22 protein-coding genes are annotated in these 22,882 nt (G+C 72.4%); 21 read left to right on the plus strand and 1 reads right to left on the minus strand.

Going from position 1 to position 22,882, the window contains the following annotated elements:
- The first annotated feature begins 5 nt into the window (after window positions 1-5).
- The 21 genes from DMP15_RS07840 (at window position 6) to DMP15_RS07940 (ending at window position 22,228) form a co-directional block, all read left to right on the plus strand.
- Window positions 6-1,385, plus strand: a complete 1,380-nt coding sequence (locus DMP15_RS07840) for a homoserine dehydrogenase (protein WP_073578522.1) — start codon at window positions 6-8, stop codon at window positions 1,383-1,385.
- Between the two features lie 164 nt (window positions 1,386-1,549).
- Complete coding sequence (thrC, locus tag DMP15_RS07845; RefSeq protein WP_237454079.1) at window positions 1,550-2,566, plus strand: threonine synthase; 1,017 nt, start codon at window positions 1,550-1,552, stop codon at window positions 2,564-2,566.
- Entirely contained in the window at window positions 2,566-3,468 is a 903-nt protein-coding gene (gene thrB / locus DMP15_RS07850; protein WP_100878604.1) for a homoserine kinase, read from the plus strand. Before thrC ends, thrB begins: the two co-directional genes overlap by 1 nt.
- A gap of 325 nt (window positions 3,469-3,793) precedes the next feature.
- Window positions 3,794-6,178 (plus strand): transcription termination factor Rho, encoded by a 2,385-nt coding sequence (gene rho, locus DMP15_RS07855; protein ID WP_337825584.1) that lies wholly within the window; start codon window positions 3,794-3,796, stop codon window positions 6,176-6,178.
- A gap of 132 nt (window positions 6,179-6,310) precedes the next feature.
- Window positions 6,311-6,532, plus strand: coding sequence for a 50S ribosomal protein L31 (gene rpmE, locus DMP15_RS07860; protein ID WP_062397374.1), 222 nt, complete (start codon window positions 6,311-6,313; stop codon window positions 6,530-6,532).
- 88 nt (window positions 6,533-6,620) lie between these two features.
- Window positions 6,621-7,697, plus strand: a complete 1,077-nt coding sequence (gene prfA, locus DMP15_RS07865) for a peptide chain release factor 1 (RefSeq protein ID WP_073578518.1) — start codon at window positions 6,621-6,623, stop codon at window positions 7,695-7,697.
- Window positions 7,698-7,765: 68 nt separating this feature from the next.
- Window positions 7,766-8,668 (plus strand): peptide chain release factor N(5)-glutamine methyltransferase, encoded by a 903-nt coding sequence (prmC, locus tag DMP15_RS07870; RefSeq protein ID WP_073578517.1) that lies wholly within the window; start codon window positions 7,766-7,768, stop codon window positions 8,666-8,668.
- Between the two features lie 104 nt (window positions 8,669-8,772).
- Window positions 8,773-9,435, plus strand: coding sequence for an L-threonylcarbamoyladenylate synthase (locus DMP15_RS07875; RefSeq protein ID WP_174565925.1), 663 nt, complete (start codon window positions 8,773-8,775; stop codon window positions 9,433-9,435).
- A 75-nt stretch (window positions 9,436-9,510) separates the two neighbouring features.
- A complete protein-coding gene (glyA, locus tag DMP15_RS07880; protein ID WP_073578516.1) occupies window positions 9,511-10,794 on the plus strand; it encodes a serine hydroxymethyltransferase in 1,284 nt (427 codons plus the stop codon).
- A gap of 38 nt (window positions 10,795-10,832) precedes the next feature.
- Window positions 10,833-12,683 carry a glycosyltransferase family 4 protein gene (locus tag DMP15_RS07885; RefSeq protein ID WP_337825585.1) on the plus strand — a complete coding sequence of 617 codons (1,851 nt, stop codon included), beginning with the start codon at window positions 10,833-10,835 and terminating at the stop codon, window positions 12,681-12,683.
- 280 nt (window positions 12,684-12,963) lie between these two features.
- Window positions 12,964-13,440: a hypothetical protein gene (locus tag DMP15_RS07890; RefSeq protein WP_139283054.1), complete on the plus strand. Its 477-nt coding sequence runs from the start codon at window positions 12,964-12,966 to the stop codon at window positions 13,438-13,440.
- A 360-nt stretch (window positions 13,441-13,800) separates the two neighbouring features.
- Window positions 13,801-14,574, plus strand: coding sequence for a F0F1 ATP synthase subunit A (atpB, locus tag DMP15_RS07895; RefSeq protein WP_062397367.1), 774 nt, complete (start codon window positions 13,801-13,803; stop codon window positions 14,572-14,574).
- Between the two features lie 124 nt (window positions 14,575-14,698).
- Window positions 14,699-14,944, plus strand: a complete 246-nt coding sequence (locus DMP15_RS07900) for a F0F1 ATP synthase subunit C (protein ID WP_020621511.1) — start codon at window positions 14,699-14,701, stop codon at window positions 14,942-14,944.
- A 63-nt stretch (window positions 14,945-15,007) separates the two neighbouring features.
- Window positions 15,008-15,556 carry a F0F1 ATP synthase subunit B gene (locus DMP15_RS07905; protein ID WP_179761945.1) on the plus strand — a complete coding sequence of 183 codons (549 nt, stop codon included), beginning with the start codon at window positions 15,008-15,010 and terminating at the stop codon, window positions 15,554-15,556.
- Entirely contained in the window at window positions 15,556-16,386 is an 831-nt protein-coding gene (locus DMP15_RS07910; protein ID WP_073578514.1) for a F0F1 ATP synthase subunit delta, read from the plus strand. Before DMP15_RS07905 ends, DMP15_RS07910 begins: the two co-directional genes overlap by 1 nt.
- A gap of 75 nt (window positions 16,387-16,461) precedes the next feature.
- Window positions 16,462-18,099, plus strand: coding sequence for a F0F1 ATP synthase subunit alpha (atpA, locus tag DMP15_RS07915; RefSeq protein WP_337825586.1), 1,638 nt, complete (start codon window positions 16,462-16,464; stop codon window positions 18,097-18,099).
- 12 nt (window positions 18,100-18,111) lie between these two features.
- A complete protein-coding gene (locus DMP15_RS07920) occupies window positions 18,112-19,134 on the plus strand; it encodes a F0F1 ATP synthase subunit gamma (RefSeq protein ID WP_073578512.1) in 1,023 nt (340 codons plus the stop codon).
- Window positions 19,134-20,567 carry a F0F1 ATP synthase subunit beta gene (gene atpD / locus DMP15_RS07925; protein WP_073578511.1) on the plus strand — a complete coding sequence of 478 codons (1,434 nt, stop codon included), beginning with the start codon at window positions 19,134-19,136 and terminating at the stop codon, window positions 20,565-20,567. The genes DMP15_RS07920 and atpD overlap by 1 nt, the downstream gene beginning before the upstream one ends.
- Before the next feature lie 18 nt (window positions 20,568-20,585).
- Window positions 20,586-20,957 (plus strand): F0F1 ATP synthase subunit epsilon, encoded by a 372-nt coding sequence (locus DMP15_RS07930; protein WP_100878596.1) that lies wholly within the window; start codon window positions 20,586-20,588, stop codon window positions 20,955-20,957.
- 19 nt (window positions 20,958-20,976) lie between these two features.
- Window positions 20,977-21,426, plus strand: a complete 450-nt coding sequence (locus DMP15_RS07935) for a DUF2550 domain-containing protein (RefSeq protein ID WP_062397354.1) — start codon at window positions 20,977-20,979, stop codon at window positions 21,424-21,426.
- A 61-nt stretch (window positions 21,427-21,487) separates the two neighbouring features.
- Window positions 21,488-22,228 (plus strand): GIDE domain-containing protein, encoded by a 741-nt coding sequence (locus tag DMP15_RS07940; RefSeq protein ID WP_337825587.1) that lies wholly within the window; start codon window positions 21,488-21,490, stop codon window positions 22,226-22,228.
- A 24-nt stretch (window positions 22,229-22,252) separates the two neighbouring features.
- Here DMP15_RS07940 and DMP15_RS07945 read toward each other — a convergent pair whose 3' ends face one another.
- Window positions 22,253-22,846 carry a cob(I)yrinic acid a,c-diamide adenosyltransferase gene (locus DMP15_RS07945; protein ID WP_100878593.1) on the minus strand — a complete coding sequence of 198 codons (594 nt, stop codon included), beginning with the start codon at window positions 22,844-22,846 and terminating at the stop codon, window positions 22,253-22,255.
- Window positions 22,847-22,882: the final 36 nt, after the last annotated feature.

A 22,882-nucleotide genomic window follows, 5' to 3' on the forward strand; every position in this document is an offset into this window, starting at 1 on the left:
GACACGTGGCGAGCGAGACCGGCGCCGTCCGGGTGGCACTGCTGGGCTGCGGCACCGTCGGCACCGAGGTGGTCCGGCTCATCACCGAGCAGGCCGACGAGCTGGCCGCGCGGGTGGGAGCCCGCATCGAGCTGGCCGGGGTCGCCGTGCGGCGACCGCACCGGCACCCCTGGCTGACCGAGAACTTCCCGGACCTGGTGACCACCGATGCCGGCGAGCTCGTGACCCGCGACGACGTCGACGTCGTCGTCGAGGTCATCGGTGGGATCGAGCCGGTCCGCGGCTGGCTGCTGGAGGCGCTCAAGTCCGGCCGCTCGGTCGTGACGGCGAACAAGGCGCTGCTCGCCGAGGACGGCCCGACCCTGGCCGAGGCCGCCGACGCCTCCGGCGCCGACCTCTACTACGAGGCCGCCGTCGCCGGAGCGATCCCGCTGCTGCGCCCGCTGCGCGAGTCCCTGGCCGGGGACCGCATCACCCGGGTCGCCGGCATCGTCAACGGCACCTCGAACTTCATCCTCTCGGCCATGTCCTCGGGCGGGACGTCCTACGCCGACGCGCTGGAGGAGGCGACCCGGCTGGGCTACGCCGAGGCCGACCCGAGCGCCGACGTCGACGGCTACGACGCCGCCTCGAAGGCCGCGATCCTGGCCTCGCTGGCGTTCCACACCCGCTTCACCGCCTCCGACGTGCACCGCGAGGGCATGCGCGGGGTCAGCTCGGCCGACGTCGCCGCCGCCCGCAGGCTCGGCTGCACGATCAAGCTGCTCGCCATCTGCGAGCGTGTGGTGGCCACGGACGGGACCGAGTCGGTCTCGGCGCGCGTCTACCCGGCGATGGTCCCCGACTCGCACCCGCTGGCGGGCGTCGACGGCGCGTACAACGCGGTGTTCGTCGAGGCCGAGGCCGCCGGCCAGCTGATGTTCTACGGCCAGGGCGCAGGCGGCGCGCCGACCGCCTCCGCGGTGCTCGGCGACCTCGTCGCGGTGGCCCGCAACCGGGTCGGCGGCGGCCGCGGGCCGCGCGAGTCGGCCTACGCCAGCCTGCCGGTGCGCCCGATCGGCGAGGTGCCCACCCGGTACCACGTCGACCTCGAGGTGGCCGACCGCGAGGGCGTGCTCGCCACGATCGCGAGCGAGTTCGCGCGGAACGGCGTCTCCATCGCCGCGGTCCGCCAGACCGGCGGGGTGAACGGCTCGGTGGACCGGGCCGACGGCTCGGACCGCAGCCAGGCCCGGCTGACGGTCGTCACGCACTCGGCGCCGGAGGCCGCGCTGTCGGCCACGGTGTCGGCGCTGCTGGACCTCGACCACGTGCTCGGCGTCGCCGGGGTGCTGCGGGTCGAGGGGCTGGGCCGCGCGGTGAGCGCACTGGGTATGGGCGAATGACCACAGGTGGGGGATCAGGGAGTGGACCGGTTGTGACGGGCAGCGTGCGAGGAGTCCGGGGGCCGGCGTCCGGTCCCTTCGGTCCGGTGACCCAGGTCGCCGGTGCGGTCGCGCCGCCGCCACCCGGCCAGTGGCCGGGTGTCATCGAGGCCTACCGCGACCGGATGCCGGTGCAGCCGGACTGGACCGTGGTGACGCTGGGGGAGGGCGGCACGCCGCTGCTGCCGGCCCCCCGGTTGTCGGAGCTGACCGGCTGCCAGGTCTACCTGAAGGTCGACGGCGCCAACCCGACCGGCTCGTTCAAGGACCGCGGCATGACGATGGCGGTCACCGCCGCGCTCGCCGACGGCAAGTCCAGCGTGCTGTGCGCCTCCACCGGCAACACCTCGGCGTCGGCGGCCGCCTACGCCACCCGTGCCGGGATGACCTGTGCGGTGCTCGTGCCGACCGGGAAGATCGCGCTGGGCAAGCTCGCCCAGGCCGTCGCGCACGGCGCCCGGATCCTGCAGATCGACGGCAACTTCGACGACTGCCTGGAGCTGGCCCGCAAGACGACCGCCGACTACCCGGCGATCGCGCTGGTCAACTCGGTGAACCCGACCCGGATCGCCGGCCAGGCCTCGGCCGCCTACGAGATCTGCGACCAGCTGGACCGCGCCCCGGACGTGCACTGCCTGCCGGTCGGCAACGCCGGCAACATCACCGCGTACTGGCACGGCTACCGCGGCTACCACGCCGACGGCGTCATCTCCGCGCTGCCGCGGATGTTCGGGTTCCAGGCCGCCGGCGCCGCACCGCTGGTGCACGGCGCCCCGGTGAGCGACCCCGAGACGATCGCGACCGCCATCCGGATCGGTGCCCCCGCCTCGTGGAAGGGCGCGACCACCGCGCGCGACGAGTCGAACGGGAAGTTCGCCGCCGTCACCGACGACGAGATCCTCGCCGCCTACCGGATGCTGTCCGCGCAGGAGGGCGTGTTCGTCGAGCCCGCATCGGCGTCCAGCGTCGCCGGGCTGCTGCAGAGCCACGCCGACGGGTCGCTGCCCCCCGGCTCCCTCGTGGTGTGCACGGTGACCGGGCACGGCCTGAAGGACCCCGACACCGCTCTGCTCACCGCGCCGGACCCGGAGATCGTCCCGATCGACCCCGGTGCGGTCGCGGCGGCGCTCGAGCTGGCCTGATGGGTCGCCCGACGCGCGTACTGGTGCGGGTCCCGGGGTCGACGGCCAACCTCGGCCCCGGCTTCGACTCCCTCGGCATGGCCCTGGCGTTGTACGACGAGATCGAGGTCGAGACCTTCGAGACGCCGGGGGTGTTCGTCGACGTCGCGGGGCAGGGCTGCCGACACGTCCCCCGCGACGAGCGGCACCTGGTCCTGCGGGCGATGCGTCTGGCCTTCGAGACGTTCGGCGGGGCGCCCGCGGGGCTGCGGCTGCGCTGTCTCAACGCGGTGCCGCACTCACGCGGTCTCGGCAGCTCCGCGGCGGCCGCCGTCGCCGGGGTGACGGCCGCCGCCGTGCTGGCCGGGCGGGACCCGGAGCTGGAGCGCGATGCGCTGCTGCAGCTCTCCGCCGGCATGGAGGGCCACGCCGACAACGCCGCGGCCAGTCTGCTCGGCGGGTTCGTGGTGGCCTGGGAGGCGGCGGGGTCGGCCCGGCGCTTCCACGCCGAGAGGTTGGAGGTGCACCCCGACGTGCACCCGGTCGCCTGTGTGCCCGACGTCGAGTCCTCGACCAAGACCACCCGGGGGCTGCTGCCCGAGCAGGTCCCGCTGGCCGACGCCGCGTTCACCGGCAGCCGCTGCGCGCTGGCGGTGCTGGCGATGACCCGGCGGCCGGACCTGCTCATGGCGGCCACCGAGGACCGGCTGCACCAGCCCTACCGGCGGCCGGCGTACCCGTCGTCGCTGCGGCTGGTCGAGGCGCTGCGCGAGCACGGCGTACCCGCCGCGATCTCCGGCGCCGGGCCGACGGTGCTGGCCCTGACCCGCGACGGCGTGCTGCCCGACGGCGTCGACACCGACGGTTTCGCGGTGCAGCGGCTGCCGGTCGACGCCACCGGTGTGCAGGTCGAGGTCCGCTGAGCACCGGTGCCCGCCGGGAACGTGAGGTACGCGACCCCGTGTGTCGGCGCGTCGCCCGAGGGGGGTTGTTGCCGCCCCGGGGTGTACGGACTAGTGTCGCCCGTGCATGGCGATCCACGCGACATCGGCGTAGTCTTGCGGCCGGGCCCGCTCGCCCGATCTCCTTTCTGAACTGGACTCGGAATCCCGAACGGGCGGCCTGACTCCCGCGACGTCGTCGTGGGACTCCATCTGTGAATGCTGCCGATACGGGGTCTCCGTATCGGCCGAGCGTGTGACATCCCCTGACCTGGACAGGTAACCGGGTCGGTCAGGAAGGAACTCTGTGAGCGAGACCGATCTCGCCGGTACCGGGACCGCGTCGGCCGAGGCGGCGCCCCGCCGACGCGGCGGCCTGTCCGGCATGGTGCTGGCCGAGCTGCGCCAGCTGGCCACCGAGCTGAACGTCCCGGACATCTCCGGCATGCGGAAGGGCGACCTGATCGCGGCCATCAAGGAGCGTCAGGGCGGAGCGGCGGCGGCCCCCGCGAAGAAGCCGAAGGCGAAGGCGGACCCCGCCGCCACCACCGGCTCCGACGGTGCGGGCGCGCCGCAGCTCGCCCTCGGCGACACCGCCGCGGCCCCCGCCGGCAACGGCTCCGCCGCGCCGGCCGCCCCCCAGGCACCTGCCGAGCAGGCCGGTGACCAGGGCGGACAGGCCGCCGAGCAGGCCGAGGCCCCCGCGCCGCGCACCCGTCGTCGCCGTGCTGCGACCCGTCCGGCCGGCGCCCCCGACGCCACCGTGACCGACGCCGCCACCGGCGACCCCGGCACCTCCACCGGCAACGGTGCCGCCCCGGCCGCCGCCGGGAGCGCCCCGGCCGCCGCGCCCGAGCAGGCCGCCCCCGCCGCGAGCGCGCCGGAGAAGGCCGACAGCACCCCGGCCCCGGCCGAGGAGCGCCGTGAGGACGCCGACGGCGCCGGTCGTCGTGGCCGGACCCGCCGCCGCGGGCAGGGCGACGACAACGGCCAGAAGGACAACGGCCAGAAGGACAACGGCCCCCAGGGCGCCCCGAAGGACCCCGCCACGGACGCGGGCCAGCGGGACGCGGGCCAGAAGGACGCCCCTCGCGACGCCGACGGCGACGACCCCGGCACCGACGGCGACCGCCGTCGTGGCCGTGGCGCCGACCGCAACGCCGAGCGCGGTGGCGACCGCAACGGTGGCGACCGCACCGGTGAGGGCCGCGACGACAACGGCCGCGGCAACGGCGACAACGGCCGTGGCGGGCGCAACCGCGACGGTGACGACTCCGGCCGCGGCAACCGCGGGAACCGCAACAACGACCGGACCGGCGACCGCGGTGACAACCGTGGTGAGCGGAACAACGACCGCAACGGCGACCGGAACAACGACCGGAACAACGACCGCGGTACCGACCGGAACGACTTCCGCGACGACGACGGTGACGACGGTGACGGCCGCGGCCGCCGCGGCCGCCGCTTCCGCGACCGCCGTCGCGGCCGGGACCGCGAGCGCACCGGTGGCGGCGCCACCGGCGGTGGCGTGGACACCGAGATCCGCGACGACGACGTCCTGCTGCCGGTCGCCGGCATCGTGGACATCCTCGACAACTACGCGTTCGTCCGGACCACCGGCTACCTCTCCGGCCCCACCGACGTCTACGTGTCGATGTCGATGGTCCGCAAGAACGGCCTGCGCCGCGGCGACGCCATCACCGGCGCCGTCCGCCAGCCCCGCGAGGGCGAGCAGCAGCGGCAGAAGTTCAACCCGCTGGTGCGCGTCGACTCGATCAACGGGCGGGACCCGGAGGCCGCACGCAACCGGCCCGAGTTCACCAAGCTGACCCCGCTCTACCCCAACGAGCGGCTCCGCCTGGAGACCGACCCGACGCAGCTGACCACCCGCGTGATCGACCTGATCATGCCGGTCGGCAAGGGGCAGCGTGCGCTGATCGTCTCCCCGCCCAAGGCGGGCAAGACGACGATCATGCAGAACATCGCGAACGCGATCACCACGAACAACCCCGAGTGCCACCTCATGGTCGTCCTCGTCGACGAGCGGCCCGAGGAGGTCACCGACATGCAGCGGTCGGTGAAGGGCGAGGTCATCGCCTCGACCTTCGACCGCCCGCCGGCAGACCACACCGCCGTCGCCGAGCTGTCCATCGAGCGGGCCAAGCGCCTGGTCGAGATGGGGCACGACGTCGTCGTCCTGCTGGACAACATCACCCGCCTCGGCCGCGCCTACAACCTGGCGGCGCCCGCGTCGGGCCGGATCCTGTCCGGTGGTGTCGACTCCACGGCGCTGTACCCGCCGAAGCGCTTCCTCGGCGCCGCGCGCAACATCGAGGACGGTGGCTCGCTCACCATCTTCGCGACCGCGCTGGTCGAGACCGGGTCCACGATGGACACGGTGATCTTCGAGGAGTTCAAGGGCACCGGCAACGCCGAGCTCAAGCTGGACCGGAAGATCGCCGACAAGCGGATCTTCCCGGCCATCGACGTCGGCGACTCGAGCACCCGCAAGGAGGAGCTCCTGATGTCGCCCGACGAGCACGCGGTGATGGTGAAGCTCCGCCGCGTCCTCGCCGCGCTCGACGACCAGCAGGCGCTCGACCTGGTGCTCGGCCGGCTCAAGAAGACCAAGACCAACATCGAGTTCCTGATGCAGGTCGCCAAGAACGCCCCCGGCAACGACGAGGACTAGTCGTCGCCGTGCCGTCCGGGCCCCGGTGGGAATTCCGCCGGGGCCCGGATGGTTGAATGGACCGTCAGCTTCCCGGCACCGGTTCACCCTGGTCGTACCAGGGACCCGGCGGCCAACGATGAGGAGAGAGCCATGCGCGAGGGAATCCACCCTCAGTACGTCGACACCCAGGTCACCTGCGGTTGCGGCAACCAGTTCACCACCCGCAGCACCAAGAACAGCGGCGCCATCAGCGTCGAGGTCTGCTCCGCCTGCCACCCGTTCTACACCGGCAAGCAGAAGATCCTGGACTCCGGTGGCCGCGTGGCCCGCTTCGAGGCCCGCTACGGGAAGCGCGAGCGCGCCGCCAAGTAGCTCCCGACACGGCGCCCGTCGCCTCGCCGCACGCGAGGAGGCGGGCGCCGTTTCGCGTTCCCGCCCCAGCGCCTCGAAGGAATCTCCGATGAGCACGCAGTCGGTCGACGCCCTGCTCGACGAGCACGCCGAGCTGGAGCAGCGCCTCGCCGACGCGGGCGTCCTCTCCGACCAGGCGCAGGCCCGCAAGCTGGGCCGTCGCTACGCCGAGCTCGGCCCGGTCGTGCGCTGCGCCCGCGAGCTCGCCCAGGTCCGCGACGACCGCGACGCCGCCCGTGAGCTCGCCGCCGAGGACCGCGCCTTCGCCGCCGAGGCCGACGCCCTGGACACCCGCATCGTCGAGCTCGAGACCGAGCTGACCGAGCTGCTGCGCCCGCGTGACCCGCACGACGGCGACGACGTCCTGATGGAGGTCAAGTCCGGCGAGGGCGGCGAGGAGTCCGCGCTGTTCGCCGGCGACCTCGTGCGCATGTACAGCCGCTACGCCGAGAGCCGCGGCTGGAAGGTCGAGGTCCTCGGCGCCACCCCGTCCGATCTGGGCGGGTACAAGGACATCACGCTGTCCCTGCGCAGCAAGGACCCGGTCGACGGGGTGTGGGCCGCCTTGAAGTTCGAGGGCGGCGTGCACCGCGTCCAGCGCGTCCCGGTCACCGAGTCGCAGGGCCGCATCCACACCTCCGCGGCCGGTGTCCTGGTCTTCCCCGACGCCGACGACACACCCGACGTCGAGATCCACGACGCCGACATCCGGGTCGACGTCTACCGGGCCTCGGGCCACGGCGGGCAGAGCGTCAACACCACCGACTCCGCCGTGCGGATCACGCACCTGCCGACCGGCATCGTCGTGACCTGCCAGAACGAGCGCTCCCAGCTGCAGAACAAGGCCCGTGCGATGGACGTGCTGCGGGTCCGGCTGCAGGCGAAGGCCGAGGCCGAGGCGGCCGAGGCGGCGTCGGAACAGCGTCGCTCGCAGGTCCGCACGGTGGACCGCTCGGAGCGGATCCGTACCTACAACTACCCGGAGAACCGGATCTCCGACCACCGTGTCGGGTTCAAGGCCTACAACCTGTCCGCGGTGCTCGACGGCCACCTCGTCGACGTCCTCGCCGCTCTGACCGCGGCCGAGCGCGCCGAGGCCATGGCGGGGGAGCAGGAGCAGGAATGATCCCCCGCTCAGGTGATGCTCCGGTCACCTGCGGTGTCCCCGCGCCCCGCAGCCGGGACACTGGAGCCGTGACCGAGACGACGGCGAGCCCCACGACCGGCAGCCGGCTGCCGCTCCGGGTGGCGATCGCGGAGGCCGAGCGCACCCTGGCCGCCGCCGGTGTCGCGTCCCCGCGCGTCGACGCCGAGCTGCTCGCCGCGCACGTGCTCGGCTCTTCGCGGTCCACACTGCTGATGACCCCGCTGGTGGACCCACCGGTCGTCGAACGGCTGCAGGCCCTCGTGGCCCGCCGCGCGACCCGCGAACCGTTGCAGCACATCCTCGGCACCGCGGTACTCGGCCCGGTCGAGGTCGCCGTCGGACCAGGGGTGTTCACCCCGCGCCCGGAGACCGAGCTGCTGCTGGAGTGGGGCCTCGCCGCGATCCGCGACGTGAGCCGCCCCCGGGTGCTCGACCTCTGCACCGGCTCCGGCGCGCTCGCGCTGGCCTTCGCGGTGTCCCGGCCCGACGCCGAGGTGCACGCTCTCGAGGCCGACCCGTCGGCACTGTCCTGGACCCGGCGCAACCTCGACGCGCACGTCGCCGCGGGCGGGCGCCCGGTGACCCTGCACGTCGCCGACGTCCGGTGGACCGACCTGCTCATCGAGCTGGAGGGTGCGGTCGACCTGGTCGTCTGCAACCCGCCCTACGTCCCGGACGGGACGCCGGTGCCGCCCGAGGTGGAGCGGTGGGACCCGCCCGGCGCCGTGTTCGGCGGGCCCGACGGCACCCAGATCATCCAGGCCGTCGTACGCGGGGCCAGCGGATGGCTGCGGCACGGCGGGCACCTCGCGATCGAGCACGACGACACCCACGGCGAGACGGTCCCGGCACTGCTGCGTCGCCGGCGCACGCTGGGTGAGGTCACCGAGCACGACGACCTCACCGGCCGCCCGCGCTTCGTCACCGCCCGCCGCGTCCCCTGCCCCTGACGCCCGTCCCACCCAGCGGGGAGCGGTCGTCCGGACGTCCCGCCGGCGCCGCGGATGTGAGCCGCCCCGCACCCCCGCGCGGCACGGTCGTATCCTCGCGGATCGTGAGTGCACCGCAGACCCAGCCGCTGTTCGACTGCAGCGTCCCCGCCGAGCGCACACGCGGTCTGACCGCCGCCGCGCGCGCCGTCCGGGCGGGTGAGCTGGTCGTCCTGCCCACCGACACCGTCTACGGCATCGGCTGCGACGCGTTCAACGGCACCGCCGTGCGCGCGCTGCTCGCCGCCAAGCGGCGCGGCCCGGACATGCCGGTCGGCGTGCTCGTCGGTTCCTGGACCACCATCGACGGCCTCGTCTCAGGAGTACCGCAGTCCGCCCGGGCGCTGATCGAGGCGTTCTGGCCGGGCGAGGTGTCGCTGGTGCTGGAGCACGCGCCGTCGCTGGCCTGGGACCTGGGCAGCACCCGCGGGACGGTGATGCTGCGCATGCCGCTGCACCCGGTCGCGCTGGAGCTGCTGCGCGAGGTCGGGCCGATGGCGGTGTCGAGCGCGAACACCTCGGGCAACCCGCCGGCGTCGAACGTGACCGAGGCGATCACCCAGCTGGCCTCGAGCGCGCAGGTCTACCTCGACGGCGGCCCGTCCGGTGACCCGGTCGCCTCCACGATCGTCGACCTCACCGGCGCCCGGCCGCGCATGCTGCGCGAGGGCGGGGTGACCGCAGAACAGGTCGAGGAGGTCGTCGGCCAGGAGGTCGACCGGGTCTGAGGGGGCCACCCGCGGGTGTGATCACGCCTGCACGGCCGCGGCCTGCGGGGATGGCAGCGGGTAGCGTGTCCCGGCGTGAGCGAGCAGACCTTCTGGGGACCGGACTTCCACGCACTGCAGCAGCAGGACCCCGAGATCGCGGGCGTCGTGCTGGACGAGCTCGAGCGCCTGCGCGGCGGACTGCAGCTCATCGCGAGCGAGAACCTGACCAGCCCCGCGGTGCTGGCGGCGCTCGGGTCGACGCTGTCGAACAAGTACGCCGAGGGCTACCCCGGCCGCCGCTACTACGGGGGCTGCGGCGTCGTCGACGTCGCGGAGAACATCGGCAACGCGCGCACGAAGGAGCTCTTCGGCGCCGAGCACGCCAACCTCCAGCCGCACTCCGGCGCGAGCGCGAACCTCGCCGCCTACGCCGCGTTCGCCAAGCCCGGCGACACCGTGCTGGCCATGGACCTCAAGCAGGGCGGCCACCTCACGCACGGCAGCAAGGTCAACTTCTCCGGCCTGTGGTTCAACGCGGTGTCCTACACGGTCCGCGAGGACACCGAGGTCATCGACTACGACCAGGTCCGGGACCTGGCCAAGCAGCACCAGCCGAAGATCATCATCGCCGGTGCGACCGCGTACCCGCGCCTGATCGACTTCGCGGTGTTCCGCGAGATCGCCGACGAGGTCGGCGCCAAGCTCATGGTCGACGCCGCGCACTTCATCGGCCTGGTCGCCGGCAAGGCGATCCCGTCGCCGGTGCCCTACGCCGACGTCGTCACCGCCACCACGCACAAGGTCCTGCGCGGCCCGCGCGGCGGCATGGTGCTGTGCCGCGAGGAGCACGCCAAGGCCATCGACAAGGCCGTCTTCCCGTTCTCCCAGGGTGGCCCCCTGATGCACGCGGTCGCCGCGAAGGCCGTCGCGATGAAGGAGGCGGCGCAGCCGGAGTACCAGGCCTACACCCGCCAGGTCGTCGCGAACGCCCGGGCGCTGACGACGAGCCTGGAGTCCGAGGGCATGCGCGCCGTCTCCGGCGGCACCGACAACCACCTCGCGCTGCTGGACCTGCGTCCGATCGGCGTCACCGGGTCGGAGGCGGAGACCCGCTGCGACCGCGCCGGCATCACGCTGAACAAGAACGCGATCCCCTACGACCCGGCGCCGCCGATGAAGCCGTCCGGCATCCGGGTCGGCTCGCCCAGCGTCACCACGCAGGGGATGACCGAGGCCGACATGGCCGAGGTCGGCGCGCTGCTGGCCCGCGCGGTCAAGGCCGAGCACGACACCACGGCCGGCGACGCCGAACTCGCCGACGTCGCGAAGGCGGTCACCGCGCTCGTCTCGAAGGCACCGGCCTACCCTCGGGGATGACCTGAGACCCACGGCGGAGGCGGAGAGGCGCTCGCGACGTGCCCACTGACCAGTTCACGTACGGACTCCCCATCCGGGAGCTCCTGCTCGTCGGGCTGGTCGCCGCCGTCGTCACGCTGCTGCTGACCGGGCCGGTCCGGATGCTGGCACTGAAGGTCGGCGCGGTCGCCTGGCCGCGGGGACGGGACGTGCACGTCACCCCGACCCCGCGGTGGGGCGGCCTCGCGATGTTCGGCGGGGTGCTGGCCGGGCTGCTGCTGTCGCTGCAGCTCCCGGCCCTGCGGCTGGCCTACTTCGAGCAGAGCACCGAGGTCGTCGGGGTCGTCGTCGCGACCGGGTTGCTGGTCGGCGTCGGGATGCTCGACGACCGCTACGACCTCGACGCCCTCACCAAGTTCGCCGCGCAGGTCACCGCGGCCGGGCTGTTGGTCCTGTACGGGGTCCAGTGGCTCCAGATCTGGATCCCGATCGGCGGCGACTCGTTCCTCAGCGGGTCGGTGCTGGCGCTGGGGCAGAGTCAGTCGGTGCTGCTGACGGTGCTGGTCACCGTCGTCCTGGTGAACGCGATGAACTTCGTCGACGGGCTCGACGGGCTCGCCGCGGGGATCGGGCTGATCACCACGCTCGCGACCGCGGTGTTCTGCATCGGGTTGATCAGCGAGAACGGCAACGATCCGGCCACGTTCGTCCCCGCGCTGCTCGCGGTGGTGCTCGCCGGGTCCTGCCTGGGGTTCCTGCCGCACAACTTCCACCCCGCGCGGATCTTCATGGGGGACACCGGCTCGATGATGGTCGGGGTGATGCTGGCCGCCGCGATCACGAGCGCGTCCGGCCGCGTCCCGCAGTCGGACACCCCGTCGGCCGGGGATCTGCTGGCGCTGGTCTCCCCGGTGGTCGTGCTGGTCGGGATCGTCTTCATCCCGTCGCTGGACCTGCTCATGGCGGTCGTGCGCCGGACCCGGGCCGGGACCAGCCCCTTCAGCCCGGACAAGATGCACCTGCACCACCGCCTGCTCCAGGTCGGGCACAGCCACCGGCGCGCGGTGCTGCTGGTCTACCTGTGGGTCGCGGTGATCGCCTTCGGCGCGGTCGCGCTGGCCCTGGTCCCCCGCACCGGGCTGGTGCTCGCCGCGACCGGGATCGCGTTGGTCGTGGCGTTCGTGGCCTCGGCGGTGCCGCACCGGTCGCGGATGCGCAACGCCGCCTCCGCGGCGCCGGTCGCCGCGGGGGAGACGGCGATCGCCTCGACCGACGACCTCCCGGACGCCGGGCCCGGGCGCCGGGCGCCCCCGGCCCGGCCGTCCGCCGGTGGTCCGGTCGAGGACGGCCCCGGACCGCCGGGCCCCGCCGCGGCGGCACCGGTGCCGGGCCGGGTCGTGCCGAGCGGGGACACGTCCGGTCGGGAGCCGTCACGGCGGGACACATCGGGTCGGGACGCACCCGGGGGGCCTGCGCCGTGGACGCGGGGCGCGCACCGGCCGAGCGGCGGGCGTGGCCCGTCGCGGACCGGGACGCGACGCGCGCCCGCCGGCACCGGGGGACCGCTGGTCGCCGGTACTGCGGGACCTGCGCCCGCCGGACCCGGACCCACCCGGCTCGCGGGCACCCCGACCGGGGGGCCGGAACACGTCGGCCCGATGACGTCCGCCGATGCCGGGCCGCCCACACCACCGACCCCGCCCCGGCCCGTCGCCGCCCGTCCGCGGATGCCACGCGGCACGGCCGCCGGACCGCCGACGCCGGCCCCGACCGACCCCGGGCCGGTCCCACCCCGCCCGCAGCACCCGCGCGGCACCGGCCACCGCGCCCACCCCGCCGCGACACCGGGGCCGGACCAGCCGACCGTCCCCACCCCCGCGCACCACCCCGCCCGGGACCGCGACGCCTGACCGGCGCCGGTCCTGGCCCTGGGGAGAGGTGTCCGCGCTCACGGATCAGGCCCGCCCGCCCCGTACGTCGCCCGGTCCCGGGGCCGTCGAGCGCGTCGAGAAGCACCTGGGTGCCGCCCGACGGCGGTCCGACGACGCTCGGGAGCTTCTCGACGCGGGCCGGGCGGCACGGGACACCGCGGGGGACGGCGCCGGTCGGGGCGCCGGACCCGCCGGTTACCGTGTGCGCGGAGCCGTACCCGCTGGTGGGGCGGCCGGTGAGCCGGGAGGCGGACGCACCGTGTGGCGATGGGACCGCTGGGGGACCGTGGAGTACGACGGTCCCGCGCTCGGTCAGGCGCAGGTCGTGCGGCGGCTGTCGGGGTCGATGGCCCGCGGCGCCGCCCTGGTCGGCGTGGCCACCACGGTGGTCTGCGCCGTCGGCGGGATCGTCGCAGCCGGGGTCCCGGGCCTGTCCGCCGCGGCCCTCGGTGGTCTGCTGGCCATCGGCTCGGCCCTGCTCACGCCGGTGCTGATGCTGCGTACGACCCATCTCGAGCCGGGCGCTGTGATGCTGGCCGCATTCGGCGGCCTCGCGATGAAGGCCATCATTCTCCTGCTCGCCCTGTTCACCCTCGGGGGTGCGCCGGGTCTGCACCGCATGTCACTGGCCGTCACCATGCTCGTCGTCTTCATCACGACGACGGCGGCGGAGGCCTGGGCAGGGCAGAAGCTCCAGATCCTGATCGGCACCGATCCGGGGTCCACAGATGCCTGACCTGGGGTTCGACGACCGTTTCGTCCGTTCCTGCGGCGCCCTCGCGGGCGTCCGCGGGGGCTGTCGAGGGCGTCGGGCGGATGGCCGGGCGGCGACCGCCGGGGGAGTTAACGGTGAATCACCCGACGCGACCCACCGGACCCGATCAAGATCGTTTCGTCGGACGAACGCGCAGGTGAGGTGCGTACGAGCCCCCGACATCGTGTAGAAGTACGGCTGATAGCATCCGCCACGTAGGCGATGTGGGTGACTTCCGGTGTTTCGACCCGGCCGCCCGGAAACACATCGCGCCACGAGGCACCTTGCAGGCGATCCCCCGTTCCGCGTGGATGCGGAACGGGAGCACCGGAAGGACCCCCATTGGGCACGTTGGTACTGGCGGCCGAGGAGTTCACTCCGCCCGGCGCAGGTCTGTTCGAGTACCCGCCGATCTTCGGCGCCGTCACCAAGCCGATGGTGCTGGCGGTCCTGTCGCTGATCATCGTCGCGGCCGTCTTCACGCTGGGCACGCGCAAGCTGTCCATCGTGCCGAGCCGATTCCAGTTCGGACTGGAGTCCTTCTACAACATCCCGCGCAACACGATGGCGCGTGACCAGATCGGCTCCGAGGACTTCAAGCGGTACATCCCGCTGATCCTCGGCCTGTTCAGCTTCATCCTGGTCAACAACATCTTCGCGATCATCCCGGTGATCCAGTTCCCGACGCTGTCGCGGATCGGGTTCCCCATCGCGCTGGCGTTGTTCGTCTACGTCTTCTACCACTACGCCGGGTTCAAGAAGCACGGGTTCTTCGGCTACATCAAGCACGCCGCGCTGCCGCCGGGCGTCCCGGTCTTCATCGCGCCGCTGATCATCGTGATCGAGCTGCTGCAGAAGTTCCTGGTGCAGCCGCTCTCGCTGGCTCTGCGTGTGTTCGCCGCGATGTTCGCAGGCCACCTCATCCTCGCCCTGACCGCCGTGGGTGCGGCGTTCCTGGTGTCGGCGGGCTCCGCGCTCGTCATCGCGTCCCCGGTGGTGTTCGCCGCCGGGATCGCGTTCACGTTCCTGGAGGCGCTGGTCCAGGTCATCCAGGCCTACGTCTTCGCCCTGCTGGCAGCCGTGTTCATCGGCGCGGCGATCTCCGAGGACCACTGACAGCACCACCGAGACCTCGGTGCCGCCGGCACCGCGCTCGCACCACCTGCTTCATCCGCCGGCCCGTCCGGGCCGATACACCGAACGACCCGCATCCCGCGGACCCGACGGAAGGAAACCCGAAGTGAACGTCACCCAGGTTCTGGCCCAGGAAGCCGCCAACATCAACCCGGGCCTCGCGGCCATCGGGTTCGGCGCCTCGGCCATCGGCGCCGGTATCGGCGTCGGCCTGATCTGGTCGGCCGTCATCAGCGGCACCGCCCGCCAGCCGGAGGCCCGCGGCCAGCTGATGGGTATCGGCTGGACCACCTTCGTCCTCGCCGAGCTGGTCATGCTGATCGGCCTGGTGCTCTTCTTCATCGCGCAGTAAGAGCCGGCAGATCACTCTCATGCCGGTCCCGGTACCGGCGGCCATGTCAGGGAAGGACACACGGTGGAACTGATTCTCGCCGCCGAACAGCCGCTTCCGATTCTCCCGCACCTCGATGAGCTCGTGCTCGGTGTGGTCGCGTTCGCGATCCTGCTGTTCCTGCTCTGGAAGTTCGCGGTCCCGCGCTTCGAGACGCTCTACGAGGAGCGGACCGACGCGATCGAGGGCGGCCTCAAGCGTGCTCAGGAGACCCAGGAGCAGGCGGACCGGCTGAAGAAGGAGTACGAGGAGCAGCTCGCCGGCCTCCGGGCCGAGGCGGCGCGCATCCGCGACGACGCCCGGGCCGAGGGCCAGCAGATCAAGGCCGAGCTCCGCGAGGAGGCCGAGGCCGAGGCCGCGCGCATCAAGGCCCGTGGCGAGGAGCAGGTGGCCGCGTCACGCGACGCCGCCCAGCGTGCTCTGCGCAGCGAGGTCGGGGGCCTGTCGGTCCAGCTGGCCGAGCGCCTGCTGCGCGAGCAGCTGGCCGACGACTCGCGTCGCTCCGCGACGATCGACTCGTTCCTCGGTGAGCTCGACCAGCAGGGCGTGGCCCAGCGGAGCGGGGCGAACTGATGGCGGCTGTCCTGCAGCCCGCCAGCCGTGAGTCCCTCGCGGCGCTGACCGAGCGGTTGGACTCCTGGACCGACTCCGCGTCGGCCCGGGACCTGACCACGACCGCGGACGAGCTGTTCGCGGTGGCCCGGTTCCTGGACTCCGAGCGCTCCGTCCGGCGCCTGCTGGCCGACGCGTCCTCCCCCGAGGACGCCCGCGCGGACCTGGTCCGCCGGCTGTTCGGGTCCCAGCTCTCGCAGCCGACCGTGGACCTCGTCTCCGAGCTGGCGGGCAAGCGCTGGTCCACCCCCCGCGACATCGTCACCGGCGCGGAGGGCCTGGCCCGCCGCACGGCCATCGCGATCGCGGACCGCAACGGCTCCCTCGACGAGGTCGAGGACCAGCTGTTCCGGTTCGGCCGGGTCGTCGCCCGCGAACCGCAGCTGGCGAGCCTGCTCGGCGACGCCGCCCGGCCCGTCGAGGGTCGCGTCCAGCTCCTGGACTCGGTGCTCGGCGAGAAGGTCTACCCGGTGACGGCGACGCTGCTCCGCGAAGCGGTCCGGCTGCCCCGCAGCCGGCACCTCGACGTCGTCGCCGAGGAGCTCGCCGAGCTCGCGGCGGCCCGCCGGGACCGCTCGGTCGCCAAGGTGCGCACACCCGTCGAGCTCTCCTCCGAGCAGGAGACCACGCTCGCCGAGACACTGGGCCGTATGTACGGCCGCACGATCTCCCTGCAGGTCGAGCTCGACCGGAGCCTCCTCGGAGGCCTGGTCGTGCAGGTCGGCGGCGAGGTCATCGACGGCAGCGTGGCGGGTCGACTCGCCGCAGCTCGCCGATCCCTGCCCAGCTGACCTGCTTCGGACGCGATCGCCGGACCCCGGCGGAACGACCCGAAGACCCCGTTCGAGAGAAGGAACGACGCAGCCATGACAGAGCTGACGATCTCCTCCGAGGAGATCCGGAGTGCGATCTCCAGCTACGTCTCGTCGCTGGAGAGCGGCACGTCCCGCCGTGAGGTCGGGACCGTCGCCGACACCGGTGACGGCATCGCCCACGTCGAGGGTCTGCCCTCGGCCATGACCAACGAGCTGCTCGAGTTCGAGGGCGGCGTCCGCGGCGTCGCGCTGAACCTCGAGCAGAACGAGATCGGTGCGGTCGTCCTGGGCGACTACACCGGCCTCGAGGAGGGCCAGCAGGTCACCCGTACCGGCGAGGTCCTGTCCGTGCCGGTCGGCGAGGGCTACCTGGGCCGGGTCGTCGACCCGCTGGGCAACCCGATCGACGGCCTCGGCGACGTCGAGAGCGACGCCCGCCGCGTGCTCGAGCTCCAGGCGGCCGGCGTGATGGACCGCCAGTCCGTCGGCGAGCCGCTGCAGACCGGGATCAAGGCCATCGACGCCATGACCCCGATCGGCCGCGGCCAGCGCCAGCTGGTGATCGGCGACCGCAAGACCGGCAAGACCGCGGTCTGCGTCGACACGATCATCAACCAGAAGGAGAACTGGGAGTCGGGCGACCCGAAGAAGCAGGTCCGCTGCATCTACGTCGCCATCGGCCAGAAGGGCTCCACGATCGCCGGCGTCCGGCAGTCGCTCGCCGACGCCGGTGCGCTGGAGTACACGACGATCGTCGCGGCCCCCGCGTCCGACCCGGCCGGCTTCAAGTGGCTCGCGCCCTACACCGGCTCGGCCATCGGCCAGCACTGGATGTACCAGGGCAAGCACGTCCTGATCGTGTTCGACGACCTGTCGAAGCAGGCCGAGGCCTACCGCGCGATCTCGCTGCTGCTGCGCCGCCCGCCGGGCCGTGAGGCCTACCCGGGCGACGTCTTCTACCTGCACTCGCGTCTGCTGGAGCGCTGCGCGAAGCTCTCCGACGAGCTCGGCGCGGGGTCGATGACCGGTCTGCCGATCATCGAGACCAAGGCGAACGACGTGTCGGCCTACATCCCGACCAACGTCATCTCGATCACCGACGGCCAGGTCTTCCTCGAGTCCGACCTATTCAACCAGGGTGTCCGGCCGGCGATCAACGTCGGTATCTCGGTCTCCCGGGTCGGCGGCTCGGCGCAGATCAAGGCCATGAAGACGGTCTCGGGCTCGCTGCGTCTGGACCTGTCGCAGTTCCGTGAGCTGGAGGCGTTCGCCGCCTTCGGTTCCGACCTCGACGCCGCGTCGGCCGCAGCCCTGGGCCGTGGCGAGCGCCTGGTCGAGCTGCTCAAGCAGGCGCAGTACGCGCCGGTCGCGGTGCAGGACCAGGTCGTCTCGATCTGGCTGGGCACCTCCGGCAAGCTCGACTCGGTGCCCGTCGCCGACGTGCAGCGCTTCGAGTCGGAGTTCCGCGAGTACTCGCGTCGCCACGCCTCCGGCGCCCTGAACGAGATCACCGACACCGGGAAGCTCTCCGACGACGCCGTCGAGACGCTGACCAAGGCGGTCGACGAGTTCAAGCGCAACGAGTTCACCGCGTCCGACGGTTCCTCGGTCGTCCCCAAGGAGAAGGCCGAGAAGGCCCTCGACGAGGACGATGTCGAGCAGGAGACCGTCACGGTCAAGAAGAACTGAGGCTGATACCCGATGGCGGCACAGATCCGGGTGCTGCGCCGGCGTATCCGGTCGACGCAGTCCATCAAGAAGATCACCCGTTCCCAGGAGCTGATCGCGACCTCTCGGATCGCGAAGGCCCGGGCACGGGTGGACGAGGCACGTCCGTACGCCGAGCTGATGACGAGCACCCTGTCGGAGCTCGCGTCGAACTCGGCGCTGGACCACCCGTTGCTCGTCGAGCGGGAGCAGCCGAAGCGGGCCGCGGTCCTGGTCGTCACCAGTGACCGCGGTCAGTGCGGCGGCTACAACGCCAACGTCCTCAAGGAGGCCGAGAAGCTCCAGGCCCTGCTCCGTGAGCAGGGCAAGGAGCCTGTGCTCTACGTGATCGGCCGCAAGGGCGTCTCGTACTACCGGTTCCGCAACCGGGACGTCGAGCAGTCGTGGACCGGTTTCTCCGAGCAGCCCGGTTACGAGCACGCGGCCGAGGCGGCGAAGGCCCTGGTCGACGCGTTCATGGCCGGTGAGGACGACCACGACGGCAACACCGACGGTGTGACCGGCGTGGACGAGCTGCACCTCGTCTACACCAGCTTCAAGAACATGATCACCCAGGTGCCGCAGGCCCGGCGGATGGCTCCGCTCGAGGTCGAGTACGCGGCCGACAGCGCCTCCTCGAGGCCGGTCGGTGCCGGGTCGGAGCTGCCCTCGGTCGCCCGCGACGCCGACGCCGACACGGCCGAGAGCCAGCGGGACCACCCGGAGAGCAAGGGGCTCCAGCCGCTCTACGAGTTCGAGCCGGACCCGGACACGCTCTTCGACGCGCTGCTGCCGAAGTACATCGGGGCCCGCCTCTACGCGGCCCTGCTGGAGTCGGCGGCGTCGGAGTCGGCGAACCGGCAGCGGGCCATGAAGGCCGCGACGGACAACGCCAACGAACTGATCCGTAGCCTGACCCTGGAGGCCAACCAGGCTCGCCAGGCACAGATCACCCAGGAGATCAGCGAGATCGTCGGTGGGGTCGACGCTCTCGCCAGCGCAGGAAGTGAGAGCTGATGACCACGACCGCCGAAACTTCGGCCGGCCCGATCACCGGGCGCGTCGTCCAGGTGACCGGCCCGGTCGTCGACGTCGAGTTCCCGCGTGACCAGGTCCCGAACCTGCTCAACGCCCTCACGCTGGAGGTGGACCTCTCCGGCGACAAGCGCAAGCTGACGCTGGAGATCGCCACGCACCTGGGTGACAACCTGGTCCGGGCCATCTCCATGCAGCCGACCGACGGTGTCGTGCGCGGCCAGGAGGTCACCGACCTCGGCCGCCCGATCTCCGTGCCGGTGGGCGACCAGGTCAAGGGCCACGTGTTCAACGCCCTCGGCGACTGCCTGGACGACCCGTCCATCCAGTTCACCGGTGACCTCCGGTCGATCCACCAGAAGGCCCCGCGCTTCGACGAGCTCGAGGGCAAGACCGAGATGCTGGAGACCGGCATCAAGGTCCTGGACCTGATGACGCCCTACGTCGTCGGCGGCAAGATCGGTCTGTTCGGTGGTGCCGGCGTCGGCAAGACCGTGCTGATCCAGGAGATGATCCAGCGTGTCGCGCTGAACTTCGGTGGCACCTCGGTGTTCGCCGGCGTCGGTGAGCGCACCCGTGAGGGCAACGACCTCATCACGGAGATGACCGAGTCGGGCGTCATGAAGAACACCGCCCTGGTGTTCGGTCAGATGGACGAGCCGCCGGGCACCCGTATGCGCGTCGCGCTCTCCGCGCTGACCATGGCGGAGTACTTCCGCGACGTGCAGGAGCAGGACGTCCTGCTGTTCATCGACAACATCTTCCGGTTCACCCAGGCCGGCCAGGAGGTGTCGACCCTCCTCGGCCGCATGCCGTCCGCGGTGGGCTACCAGCCCACCCTGGCCGACGAGATGGGTGAGCTGCAGGAGCGGATCACCTCGACCCGCGGTCGTTCGATCACCTCGATGCAGGCGATCTACGTCCCCGCGGACGACTACACCGACCCGGCTCCGGCGACGACGTTCGCGCACCTCGACGCCACCACCGAGCTCTCCCGGCCGATCTCCCAGAAGGGGATCTACCCGGCGGTGGACCCGCTGACCTCGACCTCGCGGATCCTGGACCCGCAGTACGTCGGCGACGAGCACTTCCGCGTCGCCAACGAGGTCAAGCGGATCCTGCAGAAGTACAACGACCTGCAGGACATCATCGCCATCCTCGGCATCGACGAGCTGTCCGAGGAGGACAAGCAGCTGGTCGGCCGCGCACGGCGGATCGAGCGCTTCCTGTCCCAGAACCTGCTGGTGGCCGAGCAGTTCACCCAGCAGAAGGGGTCGACGGTCCCGCTCAAGGAGACCATCGAGGCGTTCGACAAGATCGCCAAGGGCGAGTTCGACGACGTCCCCGAGCAGGCGTTCTTCCTCTGCGGCGGTCTCGACGACCTGGAGAAGAACCGCAAGAAGCTCGAGGGCTGATCACCGATGCCTGCTGAGATGACCGTGGAGCTGGTCTCCGTGGAGCGCCGGCTGTGGTCGGGCGACGCACGCTTCGTGCTCGCCCGGACCACGGTCGGCGAGGTCGGCATCCTGCCCGGCCACCAGCCGATGCTGGCCCAGATGGAAGAGGCCGGGGTCGTCCGCATCGACTCCACCGACGGCTCGAAGCGCACCATCGCGGTGCACGGCGGGTTCCTGTCGGTGTCGGCGGAGCGGGTGTCCATCCTGGCCGAGTTCGCCGAGCAGGCGGACGAGATCGATGTCGAGCGGGCCCGGCGGGCGCGCGACGGCGCCGACTCGTCCACCGACGAGGGCAGATCGGCGATCGCCCGGGCCGAGGCCCGCCTTCGGGCGGCCGAGGCGAACTAGCACGGGGACCGGGCAGGCAGTGGAGCTCATCGCGGCGTTCGTCGGAGTTCTGCTGCTGTGCCTGGTCGTCCCCTTGGTCTGGCTCGCCGTACGGCGGGTACGACTCATGCGCAACGGCGGTGTGGACCTGTGTCTGCGCCGCCGTTTCGCTGTCACGGACTGGCACTTCGGCGTCGGGCGCTACGAGGGCGAGCGGTTCGCCTGGTACCGCCTGACCAGCTTCCGGATCGGTGCGACCGTCGTGATGGACCGGGCCGACCTGGAGATCGTGGACCGGCGGCCGCCGCACCGGTCGGAGGAGTTCGCGATCCCGATGGCGGTCGAGGTGCTGCGCTGCCGCGGCCGCGACGCCGCGGGCCGGGGCATCGACGTCGAGCTGGCGATGTCGGCGGGCGTCCGCACCGGCTTCATGGCCTGGCTGGAGTCCACCCCGCCGGGGCAGGGGCACGGCTACCGCGAGGCGTCCTGACCTCGCCGGATCGGTAGCTCTACGGACCTGTCGTCCGTTCTGTCCGTTCTATGCTGCCGCCGTGGATCTGGTCCTCCTGGCGTTCGCGGGCATTCTCGGCCGGCTGGCGTGGACGTCGTTCCGCGAGGCCCGCGACGGGCATGCCCGCTGGACGCGCGGCCTGGCCGCGACTCCGGTGACGGTCGCGGAGCTCGTCGCCATGGCCGGGTCCGTCCGCGACGAGCTCGACGCCCCGGCGTTCCGCCAGGTGGTGTCGCTGTCCGGCACCGTCGAGCCGCTCGACGACGAGGCCCGCCCGGCCCCGCTGACCGGGGTCGACTCGGTCTGGTTCCGGTTCGTCGAGGAGGCGCTCTCCCGCGGCCGGGACGACCGGGAGGAACGGCAGGTCGTCGCCGAGCAGCGGCGGGAGCGGCCGTTCCGGCTGACCGACGGTGGCGCGGAGGTCGTGGTCGACCCCCGTGACGCGCGCACCGAGATCCCGGTCGCCGAGCGCCGCCGGGTCACCGACGACGGCGGGGGCCGCGAGTTCGGCCTGTTCCGCCTCGTCGACCCGACGGTGGCCCGAGAGCGCACCGAGTGGCGGATCGAGCCGGGCTCCCGGCTCACCGTGGTGGGGGAGGCCCGGCTGTCCGGGGACCGGGTACGGCTGTCCGCCGCGGCCGGCCACCCGCTCACGCTCACCGTCGCCGAGCGCGGCGACCACCTGGAGCGCAGCCGGAGGCGCAGCGGCACCGCGATGCGGCGTGCCGTGGTGTTCGGCTGCGGCGCCGTCGTCGCGCTGCTGGTGGCGGTGCTGACCTGAGCGGGCCGTCCGGAGCGGGTCCGGTCAGGTGTCCGTGGTCGGTGCTCCGTGCGGGCCGCCCGGCTGCCACAGGACGTCGCCGTCGGGGTTCGCGACCCGGCCGAGGATGAACAGCAGGTCCGAGAGCCGGTTGAGGTACTGCGCGGTCAGCGGGTTGGTGTGCTCCCGGTCGACCTCCAGCAGGCCCCACACCGACCGCTCGGCACGCCGGGTGACGGTCCGGGCGACGTGCAGGTACGCCGCGCCCGGGGTGCCGCCGGGGAGGATGAAGGAGTTGAGCTTGGGCAGCTCGGGGTTGAACTCGTCGCACCAGCCCTCGAGCCGGGTCACATAGCCCTCGGTGACCCGCAGCGGCGGGTACTCGGGGTTCTCGACGATCGGGGTGCACAGGTCGGCACCGACGTCGAACAGGTCGTTCTGGATCTGTCGCAGCGGGTCGACGACCCGTTCCGGGAGTCCCCCGACGGTCACGGCGACCCCGATCGCGGCGTTCGCCTCGTCGGTGTCGGCGTAGGCCGCCAGCCGGGCATCGGTCTTCCGGACCCGGCTGAAGTCGCCCAGGGCCGTCGTACCGTCGTCGCCGGTCTTCGTGTAGATCCGCGTGAGATGCACCGCCACCCCGACAGGCTAGGGGCGCCGGTGCCTCGGCGACCA

Source organism: Pseudonocardia sp. UM4_GMWB1 (assembly GCF_017312155.1).
GTDB classification, from domain to species: domain Bacteria; phylum Actinomycetota; class Actinomycetes; order Mycobacteriales; family Pseudonocardiaceae; genus Pseudonocardia; species Pseudonocardia alni.